Annotated in this window: 28 protein-coding genes; 17 read left to right on the top strand and 11 right to left on the bottom strand. The window is 50.1% G+C overall.

Annotation, left to right across the window (positions count from 1 at the left end; genetic code table 11):
- Positions 1–178: 178 nt before the first annotated feature.
- Complete coding sequence (locus OIR97_RS17480) at positions 179–892, top strand: substrate-binding periplasmic protein (RefSeq protein ID WP_169543493.1); 714 nt, start codon at positions 179–181, stop codon at positions 890–892.
- Between the two features lie 6 nt (positions 893–898).
- Here the strand turns inward: OIR97_RS17480 and OIR97_RS17475 are convergent, their stop codons facing one another.
- Complete coding sequence (locus tag OIR97_RS17475) at positions 899–1687, bottom strand: tetratricopeptide repeat protein (protein WP_169543492.1); 789 nt, start codon at positions 1685–1687, stop codon at positions 899–901.
- A 169-nt stretch (positions 1688–1856) separates the two neighbouring features.
- On the opposite strand from OIR97_RS17475, the gene OIR97_RS17470 reads away from it, so the two are divergent.
- The 4 genes from OIR97_RS17470 to OIR97_RS17455 are packed head-to-tail and all read left to right on the top strand — an operon-like array spanning position 1857 to position 4488.
- Positions 1857–2591 (top strand): SIMPL domain-containing protein, encoded by a 735-nt coding sequence (locus tag OIR97_RS17470; protein ID WP_169543491.1) that lies wholly within the window; start codon positions 1857–1859, stop codon positions 2589–2591.
- 9 nt (positions 2592–2600) lie between these two features.
- Positions 2601–3461 (top strand): SDR family oxidoreductase, encoded by an 861-nt coding sequence (locus tag OIR97_RS17465; RefSeq protein ID WP_169543490.1) that lies wholly within the window; start codon positions 2601–2603, stop codon positions 3459–3461.
- Between the two features lie 47 nt (positions 3462–3508).
- Entirely contained in the window at positions 3509–4090 is a 582-nt protein-coding gene (locus tag OIR97_RS17460; protein ID WP_169543489.1) for a TetR/AcrR family transcriptional regulator, read from the top strand.
- A 5-nt stretch (positions 4091–4095) separates the two neighbouring features.
- A complete protein-coding gene (locus OIR97_RS17455; RefSeq protein ID WP_169543488.1) occupies positions 4096–4488 on the top strand; it encodes a hypothetical protein in 393 nt (130 codons plus the stop codon).
- 3 nt (positions 4489–4491) lie between these two features.
- Here the strand turns inward: OIR97_RS17455 and OIR97_RS17450 are convergent, their stop codons facing one another.
- Positions 4492–5073, bottom strand: coding sequence for a TlpA disulfide reductase family protein (locus OIR97_RS17450; RefSeq protein ID WP_169543487.1), 582 nt, complete (start codon positions 5071–5073; stop codon positions 4492–4494).
- A 39-nt stretch (positions 5074–5112) separates the two neighbouring features.
- Here OIR97_RS17450 and argH point away from each other — a divergent pair, with 39 nt between their 5' ends.
- The 5 genes from argH to OIR97_RS17425 all read left to right on the top strand — a co-directional run bounded on the left by argH (position 5113) and on the right by OIR97_RS17425 (position 11510).
- The gene (argH, locus tag OIR97_RS17445; protein WP_169543486.1) at positions 5113–6507 is read left to right on the top strand and encodes an argininosuccinate lyase; all 1395 of its coding nucleotides are present in this window, start codon (positions 5113–5115) and stop codon (positions 6505–6507) included.
- A complete protein-coding gene (locus OIR97_RS17440; protein WP_267177741.1) occupies positions 6504–6635 on the top strand; it encodes a lipoprotein in 132 nt (43 codons plus the stop codon). Before argH ends, OIR97_RS17440 begins: the two co-directional genes overlap by 4 nt.
- Positions 6636–6655: 20 nt before the next feature.
- Entirely contained in the window at positions 6656–7924 is a 1269-nt protein-coding gene (gene lysA / locus OIR97_RS17435) for a diaminopimelate decarboxylase (protein ID WP_169543485.1), read from the top strand.
- A gap of 40 nt (positions 7925–7964) precedes the next feature.
- Positions 7965–10430: a TIGR02302 family protein gene (locus tag OIR97_RS17430; protein WP_169543484.1), complete on the top strand. Its 2466-nt coding sequence runs from the start codon at positions 7965–7967 to the stop codon at positions 10428–10430.
- A 78-nt stretch (positions 10431–10508) separates the two neighbouring features.
- Complete coding sequence (locus OIR97_RS17425) at positions 10509–11510, top strand: glycosyl transferase family protein (RefSeq protein ID WP_169543483.1); 1002 nt, start codon at positions 10509–10511, stop codon at positions 11508–11510.
- On the opposite strand, the gene yaaA is transcribed toward OIR97_RS17425, so the two are convergent.
- The 3 genes from yaaA to pdxR all read right to left on the bottom strand — a co-directional run bounded on the left by yaaA (position 11507) and on the right by pdxR (position 15646).
- On the bottom strand, positions 11507–12280 hold the full coding sequence (gene yaaA, locus OIR97_RS17420) for a peroxide stress protein YaaA (RefSeq protein ID WP_169543482.1): 774 nt from the start codon (positions 12278–12280) through the stop codon (positions 11507–11509). The genes OIR97_RS17425 and yaaA overlap by 4 nt on opposite strands.
- 64 nt (positions 12281–12344) lie before the next feature.
- Positions 12345–14144, bottom strand: a complete 1800-nt coding sequence (locus OIR97_RS17415; RefSeq protein ID WP_169543481.1) for an extracellular solute-binding protein — start codon at positions 14142–14144, stop codon at positions 12345–12347.
- A gap of 14 nt (positions 14145–14158) precedes the next feature.
- Complete coding sequence (gene pdxR, locus OIR97_RS17410) at positions 14159–15646, bottom strand: MocR-like pyridoxine biosynthesis transcription factor PdxR (RefSeq protein ID WP_169543480.1); 1488 nt, start codon at positions 15644–15646, stop codon at positions 14159–14161.
- A gap of 135 nt (positions 15647–15781) precedes the next feature.
- Between pdxR and msrA the strand changes: the two genes are divergently transcribed.
- Positions 15782–16264, top strand: a complete 483-nt coding sequence (gene msrA / locus OIR97_RS17405; RefSeq protein WP_169543479.1) for a peptide-methionine (S)-S-oxide reductase MsrA — start codon at positions 15782–15784, stop codon at positions 16262–16264.
- A gap of 24 nt (positions 16265–16288) precedes the next feature.
- Here the strand turns inward: msrA and OIR97_RS17400 are convergent, their stop codons facing one another.
- The gene (locus OIR97_RS17400; RefSeq protein WP_169543478.1) at positions 16289–16741 is read right to left on the bottom strand and encodes a hypothetical protein; all 453 of its coding nucleotides are present in this window, start codon (positions 16739–16741) and stop codon (positions 16289–16291) included.
- A gap of 280 nt (positions 16742–17021) precedes the next feature.
- Complete coding sequence (gene phaR, locus OIR97_RS17395) at positions 17022–17621, bottom strand: polyhydroxyalkanoate synthesis repressor PhaR (RefSeq protein ID WP_169543477.1); 600 nt, start codon at positions 17619–17621, stop codon at positions 17022–17024.
- Between the two features lie 140 nt (positions 17622–17761).
- Between phaR and OIR97_RS17390 the strand changes: the two genes are divergently transcribed.
- The 5 genes from OIR97_RS17390 to yddG all read left to right on the top strand — a co-directional run bounded on the left by OIR97_RS17390 (position 17762) and on the right by yddG (position 22298).
- Complete coding sequence (locus OIR97_RS17390) at positions 17762–17956, top strand: hypothetical protein (protein WP_169543476.1); 195 nt, start codon at positions 17762–17764, stop codon at positions 17954–17956.
- 1 nt (position 17957) lies between these two features.
- The gene (locus tag OIR97_RS17385) at positions 17958–19181 is read left to right on the top strand and encodes an alpha/beta fold hydrolase (protein WP_169543475.1); all 1224 of its coding nucleotides are present in this window, start codon (positions 17958–17960) and stop codon (positions 19179–19181) included.
- 144 nt (positions 19182–19325) lie between these two features.
- Positions 19326–20504, top strand: a complete 1179-nt coding sequence (locus tag OIR97_RS17380) for an acetyl-CoA C-acyltransferase (RefSeq protein WP_169544332.1) — start codon at positions 19326–19328, stop codon at positions 20502–20504.
- Positions 20505–20539: 35 nt separating this feature from the next.
- The gene (gene phbB / locus OIR97_RS17375; protein ID WP_169543474.1) at positions 20540–21262 is read left to right on the top strand and encodes an acetoacetyl-CoA reductase; all 723 of its coding nucleotides are present in this window, start codon (positions 20540–20542) and stop codon (positions 21260–21262) included.
- Positions 21263–21404: 142 nt separating this feature from the next.
- A complete protein-coding gene (yddG, locus tag OIR97_RS17370; protein ID WP_169543473.1) occupies positions 21405–22298 on the top strand; it encodes an aromatic amino acid exporter YddG in 894 nt (297 codons plus the stop codon).
- On the opposite strand, the gene OIR97_RS17365 is transcribed toward yddG, so the two are convergent.
- From OIR97_RS17365 to gloB, 3 genes are read right to left on the bottom strand one after another with little or no spacing between them, the layout of a single operon-like run.
- Positions 22299–22718, bottom strand: coding sequence for a VOC family protein (locus tag OIR97_RS17365; protein WP_169543472.1), 420 nt, complete (start codon positions 22716–22718; stop codon positions 22299–22301).
- 26 nt (positions 22719–22744) lie between these two features.
- A complete protein-coding gene (locus tag OIR97_RS17360) occupies positions 22745–23170 on the bottom strand; it encodes a cupin domain-containing protein (RefSeq protein WP_169543471.1) in 426 nt (141 codons plus the stop codon).
- Complete coding sequence (gene gloB / locus OIR97_RS17355; RefSeq protein WP_169543470.1) at positions 23170–23940, bottom strand: hydroxyacylglutathione hydrolase; 771 nt, start codon at positions 23938–23940, stop codon at positions 23170–23172. Before gloB ends, OIR97_RS17360 begins: the two co-directional genes overlap by 1 nt.
- 50 nt (positions 23941–23990) lie before the next feature.
- Between gloB and OIR97_RS17350 the strand changes: the two genes are divergently transcribed.
- Complete coding sequence (locus tag OIR97_RS17350) at positions 23991–24758, top strand: class I SAM-dependent methyltransferase (RefSeq protein WP_219821586.1); 768 nt, start codon at positions 23991–23993, stop codon at positions 24756–24758.
- On the opposite strand, the gene metW is transcribed toward OIR97_RS17350, so the two are convergent.
- A complete protein-coding gene (metW, locus tag OIR97_RS17345) occupies positions 24755–25321 on the bottom strand; it encodes a methionine biosynthesis protein MetW (protein ID WP_169544330.1) in 567 nt (188 codons plus the stop codon). The genes OIR97_RS17350 and metW overlap by 4 nt on opposite strands.
- Between the last annotated feature and the right edge of the window lie 51 nt (positions 25322–25372).

Below are 25372 nucleotides of genomic sequence, written 5' to 3'. Positions count from 1 at the left end.
GGGTGGGCAGCTTACTGTAGGTTGAAGTGCCTGATTTTTAGGCGTTTCATTGCATTAGAACACTAAAAAATTACGTGATGAATGCGGCATTCATCTATATATTCGTTAAATGAGATATTTTTATCCTGTCGCTGCGGTTTTCTTGATTTTGTTTGGTTTGTCGTCGGCACAAGCAAGCATGCCCTCTAATGTAAGCCTTGCCAAAGCAGACTGGTGTCCGTTCTCATGCCAGAACGATCCGGATCGTCCCGGAATTATTCATGAGTATCTTGAAGCCATTTTGAAACCGATGGGCATTGAGGTCACTGTAACGACCTATCCATGGGCGCGTGCCGTACAATTGGCAACAACCGGAAAGGACGTCCACGGATTGTTGACGGCCGTTTTTGCGGAGGCCCCTGATTTATTGCTGACAAATACGCCAACGGCATATTATCAAAATTGTTTTTATGGGAAAAAAGACCAGCTGTGGCGATACGAAGGGGTTCGATCTCTTGCATCAATGCCAGAAAGGCTGGGTGTCATCAAGGGGTATTCCTATGGTCATCCAGTCGATGAATTAATCGCCGATGATACCGGGTCATTGAAAACCCAAAAAGTGAACAATATTAATGGGACGGGGCGATTGATCGAGATGCTATCGCGCGGGCGATTGGCGTTGTTGATGGAAGAACGAAATGTTTATCAATGGTATCTGAAAAGAAACAGCGTTAAAAATCCCGATCTTCAAATTGTGGGGTGCGTTGATCCCCAGCCTTTCTATTTGGCGGTGAACCCCAAACTCAGCTGGAGTGCAGATTTCGTTGTGTTTCTGAACAAGGCTTTTGCAGACCCTGCGAACCTCCGCCTTCTTGAAAAGATCAAAGGGCGGTATCGCGAGCGCGAGCGATAGGCGCGATTATTGCTGAACATCCAGTTTTTCAATATTCTTTCGCGCTGTATCTCCTGCAGGACTATGGGGCGAAAGAGACAGAACCTTCAGCCAATCCTGACGGGCCCCATCGTTATCCCCTGTCAACCGACGTAGAATTCCCCGTTCAATCAGGGCGTCGGTCAAGTCGGGCTGCAATGAAAGAGCCAGTTCGATATCTTCCAGAGCCCTTTTGTTGTCTCCCAGCTGACGCAGGGTGGCTCCCCGATACGCCAGAGCGTCGGGCCGGGTTGGATCAAGTCGGAGGGCAAGGTCCAAATCGTCATAGGCTTCCTGATAGTTTTTTGCCTTCGCCAGAATGTGGCTTCGATCTATCAAGAGTTCAATATTTCCCGGTTCCAATTCCAGGGCGGCTGAGGCAACGGCGTTGGCCCGCGGATAATCCTCTGCCAATAGCCACGCATTGGCAGCCTGACTAAGGATGGGAATGACGAAATCAGAGCCTGCCTGTTGCATTTCGTGAGCGAGTTTCTCCAGCCGAGGCGCCGCCAGATGGTACTTTTTCATGCCGACCAGTGCGAGGGCCGCGCAATGACGGGCTGGAAAGCCACCCCCTTGGTCGCGCCAGCTTAATGCAGATTCAAACGCCATCTCTGGCTCTCGTTTGGTAAGCTTGATACAGGACTCGTATTCTGCTGCGTCGTTTGCCATGACAGTGACGCTACCGGTCGTTGACAGAAACAGAACAACCCCCAAACCGAGGAGCTGTTTTTGGATTGCTTCGCTTTGATTGAAACAAAGAAATCGAGATTTCATAGAGGCCTACCTGACGACAATTCCGGAATATCAATTTCTATATAGGAAGGAAGAAAAGAATTCACCCTCTGTCTGGGAATTCATTTGTCTTACAGGAGTGCAATTGCCATAAAAGGGTCTCAATTCGTTCCTAAATGCGAAGACAGGACATTTAATGGAAGGATATCCAATGAAGAAAATCGTTCTTGCAACAGCGGCTGTTATGATGCTGGCACCAACGAGTATTGCACTGGCGGATGATAGCAAGGCTGCGCTGAGCGACCAGATTATCTTGAGCGTGACCAAAGACGGTTGGGTGACCACAAATTCAGCACGGGTATTCGTCGGCTTTGAAATCACGCAACAGAAAGAAACGGCTTCTGAACTCAAAGAACAGATTATGAGTTCGCTGAAAAAGCTTTCTGCCGAAACGGACTGGCATATTACTTCTTCTCGGGAAAACAAGGATCGAACCGGTCTGACGCGCTGGTCTGTTGCAGCTGAGGCGAGAGTGGCAGAAAATGCAATTGCGGGTCTTGCTGACCGTGCAGAAGCAGCGGGCCGCCCCGGTTTCAAAATGACCGTTCGACAGGTCGATTATTCCCCATCCCTTGCAGAGACTGAAAAGCTTAAAAGTGATTTGCGGGCGAAAATTTATGCCGCGGCGGTTGACGAAGCGAACCGTTTGACCAAAGTTATACCAAATCGTTCTTATCGGATTCAGATGGTGGACTTCCAGAATATTGGCTACCAACCACCGCAGATGATGAAAATGATGGCGCGACCTGCTGCTCCACGGATGGAAATGGATGCCTCGTCAGCCAACGCAGGGGGTGGCAATGGTGCCGCGGAACTTGCTGTTTCCAGACGTCATAGCATGTCGGCAACAATCATTTTGACGTCTGATAAAAACACAGACAAGTAATTAGGATTTATGGTGACCTCTCTTTTTTGTTTCGGTTTTGGCTATACCGCCGGGGAAATAGCCCGTCTTCAACCAGATTGGCGTATTCGGGGTACAAAACGGTCATTGACCGCCCCGCCAAATGAAAAAGAGGGAGTGCCACTTCTGCAGTTCGATGGGCAGGCACCCATCACGGATTTTCTGAAAATTGCACAGGATATCAGCCACATTTTAGTCTCCGTGCCACCCGGTGAAGGCGGTGATCCGGTTTATCGGGTCATGGGTGAATTGCTGTGTCGCCTGCCCAATCTGAAATGGGTGGGGTATCTGTCGACGACGGGCGTGTACGGCGATCTGGGCGGCGGCGCAGCGACTGAAGAGACGCCTTGTAATCCGTCTGGAATTCGAGGACAGCGACGGTTGGACGCAGAGCGGGCCTGGACCAGTCTTTATCAAGAACAGGGTTTGCCCGTTCATATTTTCAGATTGCCGGGCATTTACGGTCCGGGTCGCAACCAGCTGGTTTCCTTAAAGTCAGGAAAAGCGCATAGAATTGTCAAGGAAGGCCATGTTTTTTCCCGTATCCATGTCCATGATCTGGCGAGAATTCTGATTGCGTCGATGGAGAAACCGCATCCGGGAGCCGTTTATAACGTTGCCGACGAACGGGCCGCTCCGCCGCAGGATGTTGTTACTTATGCCGCGGAATTGTTAGGGATTGATCCACCTCCGTATCAGGATTTTGACACCGCTGAAATGTCGGCGATGGCGCGCAGTTTTTATTCCGACAGCAAAACCATTGTGAACAAAAAAATAAAGGAAGAGCTTGGGATTTCATTTAAATATCCCACATATAAGGAAGGTCTAAAGTCCTTGTCAGGGGAGGCATGAGTGTATAAGTAAAAGATTGCCCAAGAGGGTTTTGATTAGGAATAGTGATGGCAAGAAACAAGTGTTTTAACCGTGAAGACGCGTTACAAAAAGCGATGACCGCTTTCTGGTCTCAGGGGTATGAAGCGACTTCAATACAGGATCTCGTGGATTGTATGGGGATTAACCGCGGCAGTCTTTACGATACTTTTGGTGACAAACACTCTTTGTTTCTCGCGGCTTTGGATCAGTATACAGAAACATCGGTCACGCGAAGCTCGGCGCTGCAGCGAGACGGAAACGCCAAACAAATCCTGACAGAATTCCTGCAGGCTTTTATGCTGCGTAATATTGAAGATAAGGATCGGCGCGGCTGCTTTATAACAAATACGGCCATTGAAAGATCCTCTCATGACGAGGACTGTGCGACCCGCATCCGTAATTATTTTTCCAGTGTTGAAAAAGATCTGGAGCAATTGATCGCGCGCGGACAGGCGGCAGGCGAAATTAAAACTTCCCGCGATTCCGCGACGCTGGCGGCGTTTTTTATTGGCGTGATGCAGGGTATTCGGGTTGTGGCCAAAGTGAACCCCACGGAAGAATATTTACGGCCGCTGGTTGACGTTGCCTTAGCATCGATCGACGGGTAACGGCAGTGGATTTCTCTCAAACAACGCTTGCTTTCTGGTCCTCACTCTTAAATGCGGCTATTTTCCTGAGCCTGATCGCAATTCCGTGGTCAGTGGGCAAATTCAAGCCTGTCGTGATGCTGATCGGTGTTGGCGGGCTGGTGGTGCTGCTGGGTTTCGATTTCTATGTAGGTGTCAACGCGAACGATTATGATCTGGCATCCGACCTTATGCTGTTGACTGTTTTAAAGGGTGTCTTCTTCTTTTTGATCAGCTATGCAGCCGAAAAAATATTTCGGACCTTTTTTCAGCGTTCCAAGGAAAAAAACACCCACAAAGAATGGCGTGACGAGGAAATGGCCACGCGGTATGACCGAAATTTCAGGGGTCTGAAAAATCTCGATGACACCAAAAAATAAGTCTTATTGCGAACTGGGATTTTCCATTACATAGCGGATCAGATTTTTAGCTTCTTCCGAATCCCATTCCGCTGGACCGATCAATCGACCAAATTCCCGACCGTTTTTGTCCAGTATCAGGGTTGCAGGTAGTCCAAAAACACCAGTGGAGCGGCCGGAGGTGACAGTTTTATCGTTATATGCGCCCAGATGCTTTATATTCAGCGCTTTGAGGAATTTTTTCACCTTTTCAATACCCTGAAGGTCTTGACCAATGGCGAGAACGGTAAAGTCATCAGAGCCCATTTCTCCTTGCAGACGGTCGATTGCAGGCATTTCCTTGCGGCAAGGAGCACACCATGTCGCCCAGAAATTCAGCAACAGGGTTTTGCCGCGATAGTCAGAAAGCTGGTGGGTCTTGCCGTCACCATCAATGAAAGAGAAGTCTTTTATTTCAGGGTTTTTGGAGGAAATAATAAAGTTTTTAACTTCACCGACCTTCAGGCTCTCAACATTTTGGGAGAAAGCGGTTGATGTTACCATCCCAAGGCTTGTAAATGTAAGCAACACGAGAAGGGAAATAGAGAAGAACTTTCTTGTGGTCATATTATAATTAGGTCCAATAGTTAAAAGAGAGCCCGACACATGAGCGCCAATGAGCTTTGGGGTGGCAGATTTGCCAAAGGTCCCGCCGAAATTATGGAACGTATCAATGCCTCCATTGATTTCGATCGCCGCCTTTATGCACAGGATATCGCCGGATCCATGGCTCATTCGAGTATGTTACTCGAACAAGGTATTATAAATAAGGCTGATTGCGAAAAAATACAGGACGGATTGCAGACAATTCTTCGTGAGATTGAAGCGGGTAATTTTAAAACTGATCCTGCCCTTGAAGATATTCATATGCATATTGAGGCTCGGTTGCGCGAAATTATCGGTGAGCCGGCCGGCCGCTTGCACACCGCGCGTTCCAGAAACGATCAGGTGGCAACGGATATGCGCCTTTGGGTTCGGGACACAATGGACCTTCTGGACGGCGAACTGAAAGACTTGCAGGAAGCCCTGTTGTCACAAGCCGAAGCCGAAGCGGCGACAGTCATGCCCGGCTTCACTCACCTACAGGCCGCGCAGCCCGTTACCTTCGGCCACCATATGCTGGCATATGTCGAAATGGTTGGCCGCGACAGATCTCGATTGAAAGACGCCCGGCAAAGACTGAACGAATGCCCGCTGGGTTCTGCCGCGCTGGCTGGAACCTCGTTCCCGATTGACCGGGACATGACAGCTGCCGCCCTTGGGTTTGATCGGCCGACAGCCAACTCGCTGGATGGTGTCTCCGATCGGGACTTTGCGTTGGAATTTTTAAGTTTTGCTTCCATTTGCTCCATGCATTTATCCCGGCTTGCCGAAGAGATTGTGATCTGGTCCAGTGCGCAGTTCCGCTTTGTTGAATGCTCTGATAGCTTTTCGACCGGCTCTTCAATTATGCCGCAGAAGAAAAATCCGGATGCTGCCGAATTGATCCGCGGTAAAGCAGGCCGTAGCTCAGGGGCCTTTCATACCCTTCTTATGATGATGAAGGGTTTGCCGATGACCTATGGCAAGGACATGCAGGAAGACAAAGAGCCCGTCTTTGATGCAGCAGATAATCTACAGCTCTGCATTGCTGCAATGTCCGGCATGATCCGCGACATTAAAGTGAACGGGGATGTCATGACGGCAGCGTCGGGCGCGGGATTCACAACGGCAACTGATCTGGCGGACTGGTTGGTTCAGAAGCTGGATATGCCGTTTAGAAATGCCCATCATGTGACGGGCGCCCTTGTTAAACTTGCCGAAGACAATAACTGTGGCCTTGAGGATTTATCTCTGGCCCAGATGCAAACCGTCGAGCCGACCATCAATGACGGGGTCTTTGATGTTTTGGGCGTTGATAAGTCTGTTGCCAGCCGGGTGAGTTATGGTGGGACGGCGCCGTCCAATGTTATTGAGCAGGTCAAAAAATGGAAAAATCAATTGGCGGGAGAAGCTGAATGAAACAGCGAATTCTTTATATCTCCGTCGCGTTGATAATGGCTGCGACCTTGTCCGCCTGCGGTAAAAAAGGCGCCCCTAAATATCAATCATCTTTTTCGAATGATGTGGTTATCGTTCAAAGCGTCTGACGCAAAGTTAAGGGACAGATATGGACCATTTCGAATATCGAGCTGGCGAGCTTTATGCTGAAGATCTGAAAGTATCAGAAATCGCAGAGAAAGTCGGCACACCGTTCTATTGTTATTCCACAGCGACACTGGAACGCCATTATAACGTATTTTCAGGCGCGTTTGATGGGGTCAATCACCTTGTTTGCTTTGCGGTAAAGGCGAATTCAAATTTGGCTGTTATCAAGACATTGGCTGATCTTGGTGCCGGTGCGGATGTGGTTTCCGAAGGCGAATTGCGCCGGGCATTGGAAGCGGGTGTTCCGGCGTCAAAAATCGTTTTTTCAGGTGTTGGAAAACAGCCCCATGAAATGGCGTTGGCTCTGGAAGTCGGGATTCACCAGTTTAATGTGGAATCCGAGCCGGAGGTTCAGGTTCTGTCCAGAGTTGCCAGCGAGCTTGGTAAAACCGCACAGATTGCTTTTCGGGTTAATCCGGATGTGGATGCGAAAACCCATGCCAAGATTTCAACAGGTAAAGCAGAGAACAAATTTGGTGTGCCCTGGCAGGATGTATCCCGGATTTATGGGCAGGCTGCCAAGCTTCCGGGCATCGAGATTAAAGGTGTGGATGTTCATATTGGATCCCAGCTTACTGATCTAGAGCCTTTTGGAAATGCTTTTGACCGGGTTCGGGAACTTGTTCAGAAATTGCGGAGCGAAGGGCATGACATAACCCGGGTTGATCTGGGGGGCGGTCTGGGTATTCCGTATGACGGCAATATTCCGCCAAGCCCGAGTTCCTACGCTACGGTTGCGCTAAACAGCATTGGAAATCTGGGTTGCCAGTTGATCTTTGAGCCTGGACGCCTAATTGTAGGGAATGCGGGTATTCTTGTTTCTAAGGTGATTTATGTGAAACAGGGAGCCGAACGTAAGTTTGTTATTCTGGATGCCGCCATGAACGACTTGATTCGTCCTGCAATGTACGAAGGGTATCATCAGATTGATACGATCAAGCAGCCTGATGCCTCGACCGTGATAAGCCCGGCGGATGTTGTTGGACCGGTTTGTGAAACTGGCGATACCTTCGCGCGGGAGCGCGATATACCGGAAGTACAGGCGGACGATCTGGTTGCTTTCAGAAGTGCAGGTGCCTACGGCGCGGTGATGGCGTCGACCTATAATACACGGCCCCTTGTACCAGAGGTTCTGGTTCGCGGTGATCAATTTGCAGTGATCCGTGAACGACCCTCCTTGGAAGCCCTGCTGGACCTTGATAAGATGCCACCGTGGTTGGAGAAGAAATAAACGAGACTGTTGCCTTCTCCTTCTCTTGAAAAGAGGATGAATGCGGACGCCGCCCAACGAGTTCGAAACACAGTTGAAAAGAAAGCTGTTTCTGGTCACGTTAAACCTCGTGCTGGAGCGGCTTTGGGTTGCGTCGCTTTTTTTCGTCTGCACGATCCTCTGTTTTTTAGGGGTCAGTTACGCCGGACTTTGGACGCTGGTGACCGGGATTTATCACGCCGCTGGCCTGGGTTGTTTTCTGGTCGCGGCAATATACGGCTACTATCGGATCTGGCGAGACTTCCACTGGCCGACGAAAGAGGAAGTTTTACGCTGTCTGGAGGAGCGCAACGCCGTGCGCCACCGCCCGCTCCGAACGTTGGCACAACCAAAAAGAACGGACACGCTTCGGGATAAGAAAAGCAACGCTTTGTGGCTTGCGCATCTCAAGCGCCAGCGTGTTCTAAGCAAGGCCTTAAAACCGGGATTTGCAAGGCTCGGGCTCGCCGAGGGGGATCGGATGGCGTTCCGTGTGGCGTCAATTCTGATATTGAGCGCGGGCTTTTTTATGGCCGGGTCGCAGAAGTCAGAACGCATCATTGGCGCCTTCACCCCCCAATTTGTCAGCGAAAATGATCTTGTAGACCTTGATATGTGGGTGACGCCTCCTGATTATACGGGTAAAGCCCCTATTTTGCTGGCACGTCAAAAGACAACCGAGATCGGAACGCAGATCCCGGTTATTGTCGTGCCCGAGAATAGTCGGTTGATTGCCCGGGTGTCCGGAGGTAGCGACGGCGTACCATCGGTCGGCTATCAAGGGGAGCGGCAGGATTTTACGAATGTTGAAGGTAATAACTTCACGCTGGAAACCACCTTGACGGAAAGCGACTTTCTGACCGTTGAAAAAAACGGGGAGCCCTTGGGCCAATGGCAGCTGGATATTGTGTATGACCAAGAACCAACGGTGAAAATTCTTGCGCTTCCTCAAGTCACAGAGCGACTTGCTTTCCGGTTACAATATTCTGCTTTTGACGATTATGGACTGATGGGTCTGGAAGGTCAGTTAAGCCGGGCGGGATTTGAAAAAAAGGTACCACTAAAGCTGACACTGGTTGCTGGCAACAAAGAAGTAGAGGGCAAGAGCTATCATGATCTGACGGCACATCCATGGGCTGGACTGGAAGTGGATTTGCAATTAATCGCAGAGGATGCCGCAGGGCAGGTCGGCTTTTCCGATACACTGTCTTTTGTTTTGCCGGAGAGAATATTCACGCACCCCATCGCCCGGGCATTGATCGAGCAACGAAAAAAACTGGTTGAGGATCCGGATGGTAATAAACGCACCGTCGTGATTGCCCTGTCGGCGATAAGCCAGTTACCGGAAAGCCTGAACAATGACATAACCGTTATGCTTTTGCTGTCGATCGCCCGTGGGACACTGGCATATGGGGCGGATCAGGGTGCAGTCGACGAAGTAATTGATATTCTTTGGGACACGGCCCTCCGTCTTGAAAATGGTGATTTGAGCGCAGCCGAAATTGCCCTGCGGGAAGCTGAACGTGCCTTGATGGAAGCCCTGAACAGCGATGCGGATAACGATGAAATCAAACGATTGGTGGAAGACCTGAAGAAAGCCATGGCGGCGTTTCTTGAGGCCCTTGCGCAGCAAAATCAATCTGACCCGCAAATGGCTCAGGATCCGAGTGAGCCGACAATGAGCCAGCAAAATCTTGAAGAGCTGCTGGATAAAGTCGATCAATTTGCACGCTCCGGTGCCCGGGATGCGGCGCGTGAATTGTTGAGTGAATTGCAGGATTTGTTTGAAAATCTGAAATCGGCCCGACAAAACGTGGCTTCTGAAGCGCAAAAACAGGGTCAGGAAATGCTTGACCAGCTGAGTGAAATGATGCGACGGCAGCAGGAATTGCTGGATGAAACATTTCGAAAGTCCAGAGAAGGTAATGCCGCGCAGCAAGGACAGGCGCCTTCTCGCTCTCAACCGGGAGAAGGAAATAAACCGGGGCAGGGGAAAGGCCAACAGCAAGGCGAGCCCAGAAGTTATGACGGATTGGCGCGAAGTCAGGAAGCCCTGCGTCAGATGCTGGGTGATATCATGGGCAAGTTAGGGCTTAATGCCGAAATTCCAGCCCCGCTTGGAAAAGCAGAGCGGGCAATGAATTCAGCGAGGCAATCTTTGGAACAGGGGGCGGGCAAAGGGGCCATGCAATCCCAAAGTGATGCGTTACAGATGTTGAAGGAAGCCGGCGAAGGATTGGCGCAACAGATGCAAGAGCAGGGCCGCGGCGGGCAGCTCGTGCGTCGGGGTCCTACAACGGGTCAAAGCGATCCTTTTGGTGACCCGGGGAATTCACTCCTGGAGAATCTTTCTGGGCGTGCCAACATCGATGGAAACGCCCTGATGCGCGCCAAGATTATTCAAAGAGAGTTGCAAAAACGACTGTCTGATCCGCGCAGGAACCTGCTGGAAACCGAATATTTAAAGCGACTTATTGAGCAGTTTTAACCAGATAGCGGATCTCTTGGTTGCGCGGCTTGGCTGTTTCTTCTAATTATTTCCCATCACTTATTAGTACAGGCAGTTATGACAACAGATCATCCATTTGCGCAATATGTACGGGCTCTGGGAAAGGGTCCGAACATGTGGCGAAATCTAAGCTTCGATGAAGCAAAAGATGCCATGTCCCTGATTTTGCAGGGATCTGTTGATCGGCTGCAACTGGGGGCTTTTCTTTTATTGCTGCGCCGGAAAGGCGAGACAGGGGAAGAGCTTGCTGGGATGACAGCTGCCGCCCGTGAGGCGTTTATCGGGCAGCCGTCGTTATTGCCTGATGTTGATTATGACTGGCCGTCTTATGCGGACCGACACCGTCAGCAACCATGGTTTATTCTTGCGGCCCTTCTGTTAGCGGATCAGGGCTATAAAATACTGATGCATGGCATTGAGGGATATTCAGATGGTTTAGCCCCCACCCGGCCCGGTTTGGATATGCTGAATGTTCCCATGGTCTCAGACTTTGGGAAGGCAGCGAAAGCGTTTGAAACGAATAATCTTGTTTATATCGGTCTTGAGAAATTCTGCCCCGCTGTACAGGATTTGTTTGAGTTGCGGCCGTTGCTGGGGGTTCGAACGGCTGTTAATACCTTTGGACGGGACTTAAACCCGGCAAATGCGCCGTATCAAATGCAGGGTGTTTTTCATCCCCCCTATAAAGCCATGCATGTGGACACAGCCCGGTTTCTGGGCCAGCCCAAAGCCATGGTTTTTAAAGGCGGCGGCGGCGAGGTGATGCGCAACCCGATGAAGCCATCGCGTGTTGACATGCTGGTGGGGGAGGTTAGTCACGAAATTGTCTGGCCAGCCCTTACCACTGTTACAACCTATAAATGGCGCGAAGAAGATTTGTCACCGACGCAGTTGAAAAAAATGTGGAACGGATCGCTTTCATTGCCGGTCCCTGAACTTGGGATCATTGGAACGCTTGCCGTTGCGTTAAAAATGGCGCTGCCGGATCTGTCCCCTACTGAGCTGGATGCCCGGGCAACGGATATCTGGCAGACAAGAGATAAAATGCGGTTTGATTAGTCGACGCGACGATGAAACTGGTATTCAGTTTCGCTGGACAGGTCGGGCTGGAACACATATCCGGCTTCTGAAAAATCTTTGAGCCCCTCTGCTGTCTCGACCCGATTCTGACTGATATAGCGGGCCATCATTCCGCGGGCTCTTTTAGCCGGAAAACCGATGACTTTAGCCACATCGCCTTTTACTTCCTTAAATACGGGTGTGATCACCGGGAATTTAAGGTTTTTCGGTTTGACGGCTTTAAAATATTCGTTGGATGCCACATTGACCAATATAGGGTTTTTCTGCTTTTCCAGTTCAGCGTTCAACTGATCTGTGAGGGTATCTCCCCAAAACTCATACAGAGTGTTCCCGCGACTGTTCCGCAATCGTGTTCCCATCTCCAACCGATAAGGCTGAATTAGGTCTAACGGGCGCACCAACCCATATAGGCCGGATAAAATGCGTACATGGTCTTGTGCATAGGCCAGATCGTCGTCGGATAGCGTCGCTGCCTCAAAACCTGCATAGGTATCACCATTAAATGCGAAAGCCGCCTGTTTTGCATTGTCAGGTGTGAACGGGAATTTCATTGCTTGAAAACGCTGGTAATTCAATTCCCCCAGATCTTCGCTGATTTTCATAAGGGACTGAAGGTCGGCGGCTGTTAATTTTCGCGCTGTTTCCAGAAGTTCCGCCGTGTCCGGCTGCAAGGAAAGTTCTGTATGAAGATCAGGCAGGTTGGACCGGTCAAAGTCCATCTTTTTTGCAGGTGAAATAACAGCGAGCATGAACTAAATCCAACTAAAATTAATCAAATGAGCGCTTCCTTTATCGCGTTTTCCAAGCATGCCGTCAATAGGCGGCCTGCCACCACAGGTCCCGCCGGGTGCCCCAAAAGGAAGGTTGTGTGGGCAGCCTCACAGTCGGTGATGTTACCAGCCACTGTTCGTTGACATGATAAAGGGGTATCCCGTACTGGCCCCACAAAAGTACCCGATCCAGCGCGCGTGTTGCCTGAACCAGGGTCTCTCTGTCCCGGGCATCCCGTATGATGTTGATCAGGTGGTCGACTGCATCGCTTTCAATGCCCGGATAGTTTCTCGTCCCTTCTGTTTTTGCGGCGTTTTTGCTCCAGTAAAATTCCTGCTCGTTGCCGGGGGAAAGGCTTTGCCCCCAATCTGTCACTACCATATCGTAATCATACCGGTTCAATCTGTTTTGGTACCCGGCGCTATCCATGAGGCGTAACCGCAGATCAATTCCCAATCGTTTCAAGGATTTCTGGTAGGATGATAGAAGCCGAATTTCCTCAGCAGCCTTCACCAGAATTTCAATTTCTACAGGTTGTTTCGTATCCGGATTGATCATCAGGCCATCTTTATACCGAAAACCGGCTTCTTTGAATTTTTGCTTGGCCAGGCGCAGCAACGTACGATCCCGCCCACTTCCATCGCTTTGCGGCAATTGGTAGGCCTGCGTAAACAGGCGGGGGTCCAGATCTTTGGAAAAAGGTTTTAAAAGAGCAATTTCCTGAGGGCTGGGCAACCCTGTTGCCGCGAGTTCTGAACTTTGAAAATAGCTGCTGGTCCGCTGATACAGGCCGTGGAACAGGGATTTATTGATCCAGTTAAAATCAAATGCGGTGATCAAGGCTTCCCGTATTTTTGGATCACTAAACAAGGATCTGCGGGTGTTGAAAGCAACGCTTAGCATGGGCGCCGGGATCTTCATGGGCACAATATGGCTGCTCAGGTTTGCGTTTTCTGTTGCCAGTTCTTGCAGTTCTTTCCATTGACCGGGATCCGTTTCGAACCAGACGTCCAGTTGCCCTGACTTAAAGGCTTCCAACGCAATATCCCGATCCCTGAAATAGTCATAGCTGATCAGGTCAACGTTATACCGGCCGCGATTATGGGGAAGATCGGCACCCCAGAATTCAGGATTGCGCCGGTATTGGATTTGCCGTCCGGGATCAATCGCCTCCACCAAATAGGGGCCGGAACCAATCGGCGGAACAAGGCTGGTTTCTGAAAATGGAATTTTGTCAAAGAAGTCTTCTGAAACGATCGGCATCAATCCAATGATCAGGGGCAATTCCCAGATTTGTTCCCCTTTAAAGGTGAACCGGATTTGGTTGCCGTTCAGTTTTTCAGCCTTTGCCACCTGATTATAATAGTTTCGATGGTTAGGCCGTCCCTTGGTCCGCAGGGTTTCAAATGAAAAATATACATCGTCTATGGTGACCGGCTTTCCGTTGGAAAAACGAGCACGTTCGTCGATGGTGAAGGTGATCCAGCGTCTGTCAGGGGCGATCTCGAATGTCCGTGCCAGATTGGCATATAAAGTGAAAGGCTCATCGCGGGATCGGCTAAGCAAAGATTGATACACAAGCCGCAGTCCTTTCGCTGGAACCCCTTTGATCAAAAAGGGATTGAGGCTATTAAAACTGCCGATCACACCAAGGTTGAGCGTCCCGCCTTTTGGCGCCTTTGGATTAACATAATCAAAATGCTGAAAATCCTGTGCATATTTTGGAGCACCATGCATGGCAAGGGCTGTGTCTGCCCGGGCGGCAATACCGGTGAAAAGTAAAAAGCTGGCCGCAAGGACCAAAATGGCAAGCGCCTTAACCGGCTGGGAGGGGGTGAGCATCAAGAGACTATTTCCTATGGGTTATCCAGTTCCTGGAGGATTCTAACAAGCTTATGAACCAATTGTGGCATTTCTTTTTCATCCGTTCCGGCAAACCCGATAATAAGGCCGTTTGCGGCTGTCTCTTTCTGATAAAAACTGGATAGTGATCGGAGCAACATTCCCGCAGTTCGGGTTTTTTGTTCCACATTTTTATCAGACATTCGCGGCGTCAGGTGGGCGATGAGATGCATTCCAGACTCCTGTGGTACCACAGTAAGCCACGGCGCTGCCTCCCTCTGAAGAAGGGTTACCAGTGTTTGCTGACGCTTTTGATAAAGCAGGCGCATGCGACGAATATGGGAGGCGAGGTAGCCTTCTGAAATAAATTCTGCAAGTGCCGCTTCTGCGACGGCGGGGGAATGGCCGTCCTCGCCCTTACGAAGCGATAAAAAAAGATCGACAAGGTCGGGCGGAACCACCAGATATCCGATGCGCAGGCCGGGGAACATGACCTTGCTCATTGTTCCAATATATAAAACCCGGTTGTCGTTATCCAGACCCTGCAACGACGATAACGGCCTTCCAGTATACCGATATTCGCTGTCATAGTCGTCTTCCAGAATGAAGCGATCATTTTCTTTGGCCCATCCCAGTAAATCAATGCGCCGGGCCAATGACATCGTATGCCCTAGCGGGTACTGATGAGACGGCGAAATGCAGGCAAGCGGGGCTTGCGGTGCAAGCTCCAATGCGCGATCCAGTTGAAACCCTTCTTCGTCCACGGGGACAGAAATGGGTTTTGCCCCGGCCGATATAATGGAATCCCGTATTCCCGGATATCCTGGTTCCTCCATCCAGATGGGATCGTTGATATCAGCAAACGCCTTGATAACAAGATGGATTGCCTGCTGTGATCCTGAAAGAACAAGGATCTGGTCTGCGTCACATTTGACCGATCGGGTCTGTCCCAAATGATCCGCTAGGGCTTTTCGAAGAACGACAGAGCCGCCAATCGGATTGCCGACCAGGAATTCCCGTTTAGGGTGCCGCCAGTGCCGTCCCAGCAGTCGGGCCCAGTCTTCAAAGGGAAATTGTTGTAGCTCAGGCATTCCAGGAGAGAAACTCTTCCCATGATTAGGTTTTTCAAGTTGGGCCCCGGCGATGCGCTGGGCCCGTGCGGATACATTTATTTTGCGGAGGGGCTCACCGGGCTTGGTTTTCAGGCTTTGGCTTTTTAAAAAGTCCTCAGGCAATTGATCCGATACGAAAGACCCGGCCCCCACCTTGCTGACGATATATCCTTCTGCAAGAAGCTGATCAAAGGCCGACAGGACCGTATTCCGGGAAATCTGCAAATCGCTTGCTAAAGACCGGGTGGAGGGCAGTCGAATGCCAGCCCTGATCCGTCCATCCAGGATGGCTTCACGCAAGGCGAGAAAAAGCTGCTTATGAAGCGGAGATCCGCTTTGTGGATCCAGCGATAAACTGGCCAGATAGGCATTGTTTCGGCGATAGGTCATGGCGGCATCAATTGGTACTGTTGTTTCGATTTTATTATCTACCTATTGGAGCCAATTACAACAATGTTATCATTCCTTTCTTGTTCACGCGGGCAAAACTAACTATCTCTTGAGCAGGATGAAAAGGAGAAAACAATGCCAGCAGAATCCGAAATTGCCTATTTTGCCGCCGGTTGCTTCTGGGGTGTGGAAGCCGCCTTTAGAAATGTATCCGGTGTTATTTCAACTGCGGTTGGATATCAGGGGGGAGACAGTTTGAACCCAACCTATCAGGACGTTTGCCGCGGAGATACCAATCATGCAGAAGTCGTGCGCGTTATCTTTGATCCTGCCCGCGTTGACTATCAAAAGCTGCTGTCGGTCTTTTGGGACAATCACAATCCGACCACGCTTAACCGTCAGGGCCCAGACATCGGAACTCAGTATCGTTCTGCGATTTTTTACGTGAATGATGCGCAAAAAGAACTGGCTGAGCAGTCAAAAAGTCAGCTGGAACAGGCCAAGGTTTTCTCAAAGCCGATTGTTACCGAAATTCTGAAAGCGCCGGATTTCTTTATGGCTGAAGATTATCATCAGCAGTATCTTGAAAAACGTGGATTGGCGACTTGCAGTCTGTGATTATGACAAGAGAGAAGGGCTGGATTAGGCCAGCCGTTCTCTAAATCCCTGAAAACCCATAATGGTGGCTGTCAGATTTTTGGTATCAACATAGGCATTTACAGCCTCATGGTGAGGGTTATGCGCTGATATGTCCGTTTCTTGGGCTGACGCCTGTGACAATTGCTGGGCAACAAAAGCACTGGATGACTGACCCAGAGGGGGATGAGAGAGCCCTTCCAGCTTGCGCAGCGGAGTGGAATTTTGCTGAAGAAAGATCGATGTGACATTTGCCCGGCGATCATCTGGCGCGACAACAACAGCGTGATGTCTGCGGCCCGAAATATTTTGCTGACTTTCCTGCTCTATTTCCCGGTTGAGGCGCTGAACGCGTTGCTCTTCAAGGCGCGCCTCGACATAGGCGCGCTCTTCCCTCTGCGGATGTGCAGACGGATTGAGTGTTTTTACCGGATATGAAACAGAGCGGACGACTTCCATTACTTCCAATTAACCTGACGACGTGACTATTCAGAAACACAAAAAAAGTAACAACACAATTCTTGTGCGGTTAATCGATAATCTTGTCCTTCGGGTTCTCCGTCGACGATCAGAATGGTGATCCATATTCTGCTGGACAAATATTAACGAAAAGTAAACGAAAAATTTCGGTTACGTTAACCATATCAAGAATAAATAATCAAAATATTATTATATTCAAGGACGATAACATATCTGTTATCAGGCTTGATTGATCACTTGCTGGACTGGTCGTTAATGGTTACCCGTCTTTCTTATCAAGATCATTGATGCGCTGCTGCATACTGGCCAGCTGATCTTTTAGTTCCTTCATCATCTCGGTCGCATCTTCCTGAGATTCAGGCGTTTTTGATTTGGCCGGTTCCGTGGGGGTTGTCAGCCCATTTGGAGAGAAAATCTTCATGGCGTTAGTGAACATTGCCATATTCTGACGGCCCATTTCCTCGAACTGGCGATACAGCGGGTTGTCTAAAACGTTTTCCGGCAGCACTTCGCGCATTTTTTCCTGATTGCTGGAAAAAGAACTCATGGACATGTCCAGATAATCGGGGACGACGGACTGAAGGCTGTCCCCGTAAAATCGAATGAGTTGGCGCAAGAAGTTGATCGGAAGAAGGTTTTGCCCCTTTGCTTCTTCCTCAAAAATGATCTGAGTTAGAACGGATCGAGTGATGTCTTCGTTTGATTTGGCGTCGTAAACGACAAAATCATTGCCCTCTTTGACCATCTGGCTTAAGTGGTCCAGCGTGACATAAGAAGATGTTGCTGTGTTGTATAAACGGCGATTTGCATATTTCTTGATAACAATCGCGTCTGTTGTCTCCGTATTTTTGTCTGCCAAGGTAACGCTCACTCCCACGTAATGTTGCGCCGCAAGTTTTTTATTGTGCAATGCGGTTGGGGTTTTGGCAATCTTATTTCTGTTGGGATCAATAAAATGGTCGGCTGGTATCACAAGCCCTGTCGGTCTATACTGCCTGTATGTCAAAAAACACCTCTATTCAGGCCGTCGCGGACAGGTACTTTCATTTGTGGCAACAACAGGTTTCCATGTTGGCGCAATCCCCGGATTCGGGATTTGACGAATTGATGGTAAAGGGACGAAAACTGGCAGAAGCCTTGGGGCAGGAATACCCGTTTCAGGACGTCCACAAACCGCCGTCGGAGGAAACATAAAATGTCTGGACCACCTTTCAAACGGATTGGTCCACGACCTTTAGGGCTCCATCTGGGCTTATCTTCTTCAACACTAAGCAGCGCGCTTGCGGCCCTGCCACTGGCACGGGAAAACAAAATCCCCTGGCTTGACGGACTGCAGGAAGAGGCCGACGCTCTGGCAGAGGATCTGAAAAGCCATGATCTTGCACATCTGATGCAGGTCGTGGGTGAACGGGCGCATTTCCATGTCTCCGAAATGTTAAGCGGTATTAAAAAATATCACGCGCATCCCTATCAACGGGCGATGGAAGAGCCTGCTTTATTGCATCAGGTGGGGGCAATGCGTCTATTGGATTACGCACCAGACGCACCCTCCGGATCACCGATCGTCTTTATTGTGCCGTCGTTGGTCAATCGCGATTATATTCTTGATTTAATGGAAGGGCGTAGTTTTGTGCGGGCATTGGCGGCGGCTGGTCTTCGACCGATTCTCGTCAGCTGGGGCGCGCCGGGGGACGCAGAGCAGTCTTACAATATCGAAGATTACCTTTTAAAACAGCTTTTGCCGGCGTTTGATGTGGTTTGCGAGGCAAATCAGGGTCAAACAATTCATATGCTTGGATATTGCATGGGGGGGACATTGGCCGTCGCCGCAGCCCAGTTACGCCAATCCGCACTAAGCTCTCTTATAACATTGGCCTCGCCGTGGAATTTCCATGCGGATTTAGGGGCGGCGGCGAAAATGTTTTTATCGCAAAAAATGCTGTGGTCTGCTGTGGTGGAGCAGCAGGGCAGTATGCCGGTTGATATTTTGCAATCTTTCTTTGCCAGTCTGGATCCAAATCTGTGTCTCAAAAAGTTTGGCCTTTTTAACCGCATGGACATGGACAGCCAAAAAGCCCGCGAGTTTGTCGCCATTGAAGACTGGCTTAACGATGGTGTTCCACTTGCCCGGCGGGCCGCCATGGATTGCTTTACAGACTGGTATACCGACAATCGCCCGTACCGGGGGAAGTGGACAGTTGGCGGGCAGACGATTAATCCCGAAAAATTGAACATTCCTGTTATGATCGCGGTTCCGAAATCAGATAGAATTGTTCCGGCCGCTTCTGCATTGGGGCTGGCCGAGCAACTTAGCAAACCGACGGTTGTTACACCGCCTTCGGGCCATATTGGAATGGTTGTCGGGCGTCAGGCAGCGCGTGGACTCTGGCAAGATGTTATTGACTGGGTTACGGGTTGAGCTGGCTTTTTTTACGCATTTGCAATATTATTGTTGCACTTGCGAATTTATAACGTTATTTCGTATTTAACAGGTTTTTGTTTCGATAATTACATGCAGAAATCGATTTTTGTATTTATGTTGTGTGTTGTCGAATGAAAGGACATAAAAATGAGTGTGGTGATTACCAGTGCAGTGCGCACGCCAGTTGGCTCTTTCAACGGCGGTCTTTCTTCTCTTCCAGCCCATAAACTGGGGGAAGTCGTTATTCGGGAAGCACTGAAAAGATCTCAGACAGAAGCCAAGGATGTGTCGGAAGTTATTCTGGGACAGATATTGGCCGCTGGTGAGGGACAGAATCCGGCCCGCCAAGCCTCCATTGCTGCAGGCCTCCCCGCAGAAGTGCCTGCTTGGGGTGTGAATCAGCTTTGCGGGTCGGGCCTCCGGGCCGTGGCGCTTGGGTTTCAGGCGATTGCCAACGGCGATAGCAAGGTTGTTGTTGCGGGTGGTCAGGAAAGCATGAGTCAGGCACCTCATTGCGCGCATCTGCGCAATGGCCAGAAAATGGGCGCGCTTGAATTTACAGATACAATGCTGACAGACGGTTTAATGGATGCCTTCCATGGATATCACATGGGAAATACAGCAGAAAATGTGGCGTCTCAGTGGCAGATTACCCGGGATCAGCAGGACAGCTTTGCCGCAGCATCTCAGGCAAAAGCAGCAAAAGCACAAAAAGAAGGCCGGTTTGAACAGGAAATTGTCCCTGTAACAATTAAAACCCGGAAAGGCGAGATGACGGTTTCAGAAGACGAATATATTCGTGCTGAGACAACTGTAGAAACATTGTCAAACCTTCGCCCGGCCTTTCTGAAAGAAAACGGAACGGTTACGGCAGGGAACGCGTCGGGAATTAATGATGGTGCGGCCGCCGTTGTCCTGATGAGTGACGAGGAAGCGGCAGAAAGAGGATTAAAGCCGCTCGCCAAGATCGTTTCATGGGCACAGAGCGGTGTCGATCCAGCGATCATGGGAACGGGTCCTATTCCAGCAAGCCGTATGGCGTTGGAACGGGCTGGCTGGACGAAAGATGATCTGGATCTTATCGAGGCGAACGAAGCTTTCGCAGCACAGGCGTGTGCCGTGAATAAAGATCTTGGATGGGATACGGACAAAGTGAATGTCAATGGTGGAGCCATCGCGATTGGCCATCCAATTGGGGCTTCCGGTGCAAGGGTTCTTGTAACGTTGCTTCATGAAATGGAGAAACGCGATGTTCACCGCGGATTGGCCACTTTGTGTATTGGTGGTGGTATGGGTATTGCGATGTGTGTGGAGCGGTAACAGAAAACGACATTTAGTCTTGAGGGAACAGGGATATGAGCAGAGTAGCGATTGTAACCGGCGGTACACGTGGAATTGGTGAGGCCATTTCCATAATGCTGAAGGAAAAAGGGTACAAAGTAGCCGCCAATTACGGCGGTAATGACGAGCGTGCACGTGAATTTACAGAACGAACTGGTATCCCGTCCTACAAGTGGGATGTATCGGATTTTGACGCGTGTGTTGCCGGGGTTGCCAAAGTCAAAGAAGATTTGGGAACCGTCGATATCGTTGTGAATAATGCAGGCATCACCCGGGACGGCACGTTGCACCGCATGGATCAAAATGCGTGGCAGGCGGTGATCGATACCAATTTGGGATCCTGCTTCAACATGTGCCGGGCGACCATAGATGACATGCGGGCAAACAAGTTCGGCCGGGTCGTTAATATCGGTTCCATTAATGGCCAGGCGGGCCAATATGGACAGGTGAATTACGCCGCAGCGAAGTCCGGTATTCACGGATTTACAAAAGCCATGGCCCAGGAAGGTGCGGGTCAGGGCATTACGGTGAACGCGATTGCACCGGGTTATATCGATACCGATATGGTCGCAGCGGTTCCTGAACAGGTTCTGGAAAAAATTGTTGCGAAGATCCCGGTTGGCCGACTGGGTAAAGCCAGTGAAATCGCGCGGGGCGTTTGTTTCCTTGTTGCTGATGAAGCCGGTTTTGTGACGGGTTCAACTCTGTCCATCAACGGTGGTCAGCATATGTACTGATTGATCAGTATTATAAGTCGGAACTTCCTGCCGGCTTTGAAGAGGTATGTCCCTGGCTCCCTTGGGACATGCCTTTTCTTTTGTGTTTTTCAGGAGCGCGAGGCATGATGCAGCTTCAGCTCAGCGGAAGGAAAAAACACAAATGCCAATATCACGGAATGCAGGTACCCTTTGTGGTCTTGCGGCGATATTACTGTGGTCTTTATTGGCATTATTCACCGTCTATACGGGGAAAATACCCCCATTCCAGCTGACCGCCATGACTTTTGCGGTGGCGTTTTGTCTGGCCCTTGCGAAATGGATCATTCATAGAGAAAATATCATTCCGTTTTTGATTTTGCCGCCGGCTTTATGGGTCCTTGGTGTCGGGGGACTGTTTGGGTATCACTTCTTTTATTTTATGGCTTTGAAGTCTGCTCCAGCAGCTGAAGCGGGTCTAATCGCTTATTTATGGCCATTGCTGATAGTAATTTTTTCAGCTCTCCTGCCGGGAGAAAAACTACGCTGGTTCCATATTGCAGGGGCCTTGTTGAGTTTGTTCGGGGCGTCTTTGCTGATTACAAAAGGGAAAAGCCTGGATCTGGATCCGGCCTATATGACAGGTTATCTCGCGGCCTTTTCCTGTGCTTTCATCTGGTCCGGCTATTCGGTTCTCAGTCGTTATTTTGCGAGCGTTTCGACAGATGTCATTGGAACATTTTGCGGGGTGACGGCTATTCTTGCAGCCCTTTGCCATTTTGCTTTCGAGCAAACCCAGTTTCCCGCCACGATCGGAGAATGGCTGGCCGTTCTGGCGCTGGGGGTTGGACCTGTGGGCGGTGCCTTCTTTTTATGGGATATGGGTGTCAAACACGGAGATATTCAGGGGCTCGGTGTTCTGTCCTATTTGGCCCCACTGCTGTCAACATTGATCCTTGTTGCTTTAGGCGCGGCTGTGTTTTCCTGGTCATTGGTCGCCGGATGTCTGTTGATTACATCCGGCGCCGTTATCGGTTCGCTTCACCTTTTGAAGGCGGTATTCAGACAACAAGCCTGATTACCAGTGACCGGTATTTTCCATTGAGGACCACGGTTCAGCTGGTTTAAGGGCGTCGCCTTTTTGCAACAATTCAATAGAGATATTGTCGGGGGACCGGACAAAGGCCATGCGTCCGTCACGGGGCGGGCGATTGATGGTGACGCCACCATCCATCAGTTTCTGGCAGGCTTCATATATGTCGTCGACTTCATAGGCGAGGTGCCCAAAATTCCGACCTTCTCCATATTCTTCCGGATCCCAATTATAGGTTAGTTCAACCTGCGCGTCTTCCTGACCTTCAGGGGCGAGAAAGATCAAAGAAAAACGCCCGGCTTCGATATCCTTGCGTTTGACCTCTTTAAGGCCAAGTTTGTTGCAGTAAAAGTCCAGACTGGCATCCAGATCTTTAACGCGCACCATTGTGTGAAGATATTTCATTCTTTGTTCCTGCTTGTGGCTAGTGATTAACGGTTAGGCGACCAGTCGTCCGGCGCCATTTCGAAACCGGCAAAGTCAAATGCCGGTGCGACAGTGCACCCGACAAATGTCCAGTCCCCTGTTGAACGGGCGGCTTGCCAGACATCCTTTGGGACAATGATTTGGGGGCGCTCTCCTGATAAAAGATCAGGCCCCAGACGTTCCGTCCGGGTGCCACCCGCATCCGCAAGGCTTAATTCCAAAGGGGCACCGGCATAAAAATGCCAGACCTCGGCAGCATCAACGCGATGCCAATGTGATTTCTCGCCGTTGCGAAGAAGGTAGTAAATGGCGGTTGACGCCCCACGGCCGCCTTCATCGTCGCCCGAAAGATCACGAAAGGTTTCGGCATAATACCCGCCTTCGGGATGCGGTGTCAGCCCCAACGTTTTGATAATGTCTTCTGCCTGCATCAAAAGGTGTCTTTGCGGTGTCTAATTTCTGCGAAAACGCTGACTGAGTCAGCACCGACCATGGAAAGCGTTTCTTTGATATGGTCACTATCGGGTCTTAGAAAAGGGTTGGTTTCTTTTTCAATTGCCAAGGTAGAAGGGACCGTTGGAATATTTTGAGCCCGTTTTTGTTTGATTTCTTTTACGCGTGAAAGCAAGGCCTTGTTGTCTGGCTCAATCGTTACCGCGAAATCAGCATTTGCTTCGGTATATTCATGGGCGCAATAAATCCGGGTCTCATCCGGAAGCGTTCTGATTTTCGACAGGCTTTCCCACATCTGAGCCGGGGTTCCTTCAAACAAACGCCCGCATCCAAGGGCGAACAGTGTGTCGCCGCAAAACAGCGCTTCGGAGTTTTTAAACCAGTAGGCGATGTGTCCGATGGTATGCCCGGACACGGCCATAATCTTGGCGGTTTGCGTCCCAAACTCAAAAAGATCCCCGTCTTCAACCTGAATATCGATACCAGGGATCCGTTCCGAATCATGTTTGTTACCAACGATGATGCAGCCGGTTTTTTCTTTCAGTTCAAGATTGGCCCCGGTATGGTCCCAGTGATGGTGGGTATTTATGATATGGGTCAGGGTCCAACCCAGTTCATTCAGTTTTTCCAGAACCGGTTCTGCTTCCGCAGGATCGACAATCCCAACGGCGTCGCTGTCTGGATCTTTAAAAAGATACAGATAATTATCATTTAGAACGGGTATCTGATGTATTTCCAGTTTACTCATGGATTTCTGACTTTATTCTAATTTCTGGCTCTGGTGGGGAGTATAACATCATGATGCGGCCTGATGTCATCGAATTACGGAAATTTTATCACAGCCATTTGGGGGGCGTGGTCAGGCGGGCGCTAGTGCGGAAAATCCGCCAGTTGTGGCCGGATATCTCCAACTTTCGTCTTCTGGGTCTGGGATATGCAACGCCTTACCTGTTTCCCTTTCGTTCAGAAACAGAAAGAACCATCGCCTTTATGCCTGCAGAACAAGGGGTCATCCAATGGCCGCATGAAGGCCCCGGTCTAGTCGGTCTGGCCGATGAAGGGTCCTTGCCACTTGGTGACAGCTCTGTTGATCGGATTTTATGGGTCCACGGTCTTGAGAATTGTCGGTTTACCGATGCAACATTGCAGGAAATCTGGCGTGTATTGACCTCCAGCGGTAAGTTGATGGTCATTGTTCCGGGACGCCGGGGCGTCTGGGCACGGTTGGAAAAAACACCTTTCGGCTATGGTTATCCTTACAGTGACAAGCAGTTGAAGCGGATCCTGCGGCAGAACCATTTTACAACAAGTGATGTCGCCGGGGCCTTGTATTTCCCGCCAAGTGGGGCGCGGATGAATTTGCGGGCTGCGCGATTTGTTGAAAATCTGGGCGAACGGTGGTGGCCGGGCTTCAGCGGCGTGCGGATTATCGAAGCCGAAAAACAGATCTTTGCGTTGTCAGAGGGAACGAAGAAAGAGCGTCGTTTCCGTCCGGTCATTGCGCCCGCGGCCCGCCCCATAGGTGCGGGACGCTCTATGGGGCGCGATGCGTCGGAGTCAGATTAACGGGATAATAGAAAAACACATTGAGCACCAAAAAAATTGGCAGCAAACCCTAAGGGTCCATCTTTCATAATTGACCCGTTTTCCTTCACGATGACCGATTGCTCGATCGTTATATCCAGTTCACGGCACAAGGCGGTGAAATCAAGGAGCGTGCAAAAGTGGATATTCGGCGTTTCATGCCAAGCGTAATCCAGTTCGCTTGTCATTGGCATCCTTCCTTTAAAGGCAAGATACGCCCGGCACCGCCAAAAAGCGAAATTCGGAAAAGAGACAACCGCTTTTTTTCCAACCCGAAGCAATTGCTCCATCACTGCTTTTGGATTGTGGGTCGCTTGCAGGGTCTGGCTCAAAATGACGTAATCAAACGCTTTATTCGGATAATCCACCAGATCAAGGTCGGCATCGCCCTGAACAACAGAAAGACCTTTGGCAACGCAGGCATTCACCCCTTCCTGGCTTAATTCCACGCCCCGTCCATCGACATTTTTTGTGGCGATCAGATGGGCAAGCAGTGTGCCTTCCGCACAGCCGACATCAAGTACCCGGCTACCCGGTGCGACCATTTCTGCAATCAGTTGAAAATCAACGCGAATATCCTGGGGACGGACGGGACT

It is taken from the genome of Sneathiella aquimaris (assembly GCF_026409565.1).
Taxonomy (GTDB): Bacteria; Pseudomonadota; Alphaproteobacteria; order Sneathiellales; family Sneathiellaceae; genus Sneathiella; species Sneathiella aquimaris.
This window is presented reverse-complemented; position numbering and strand designations above follow the sequence as displayed.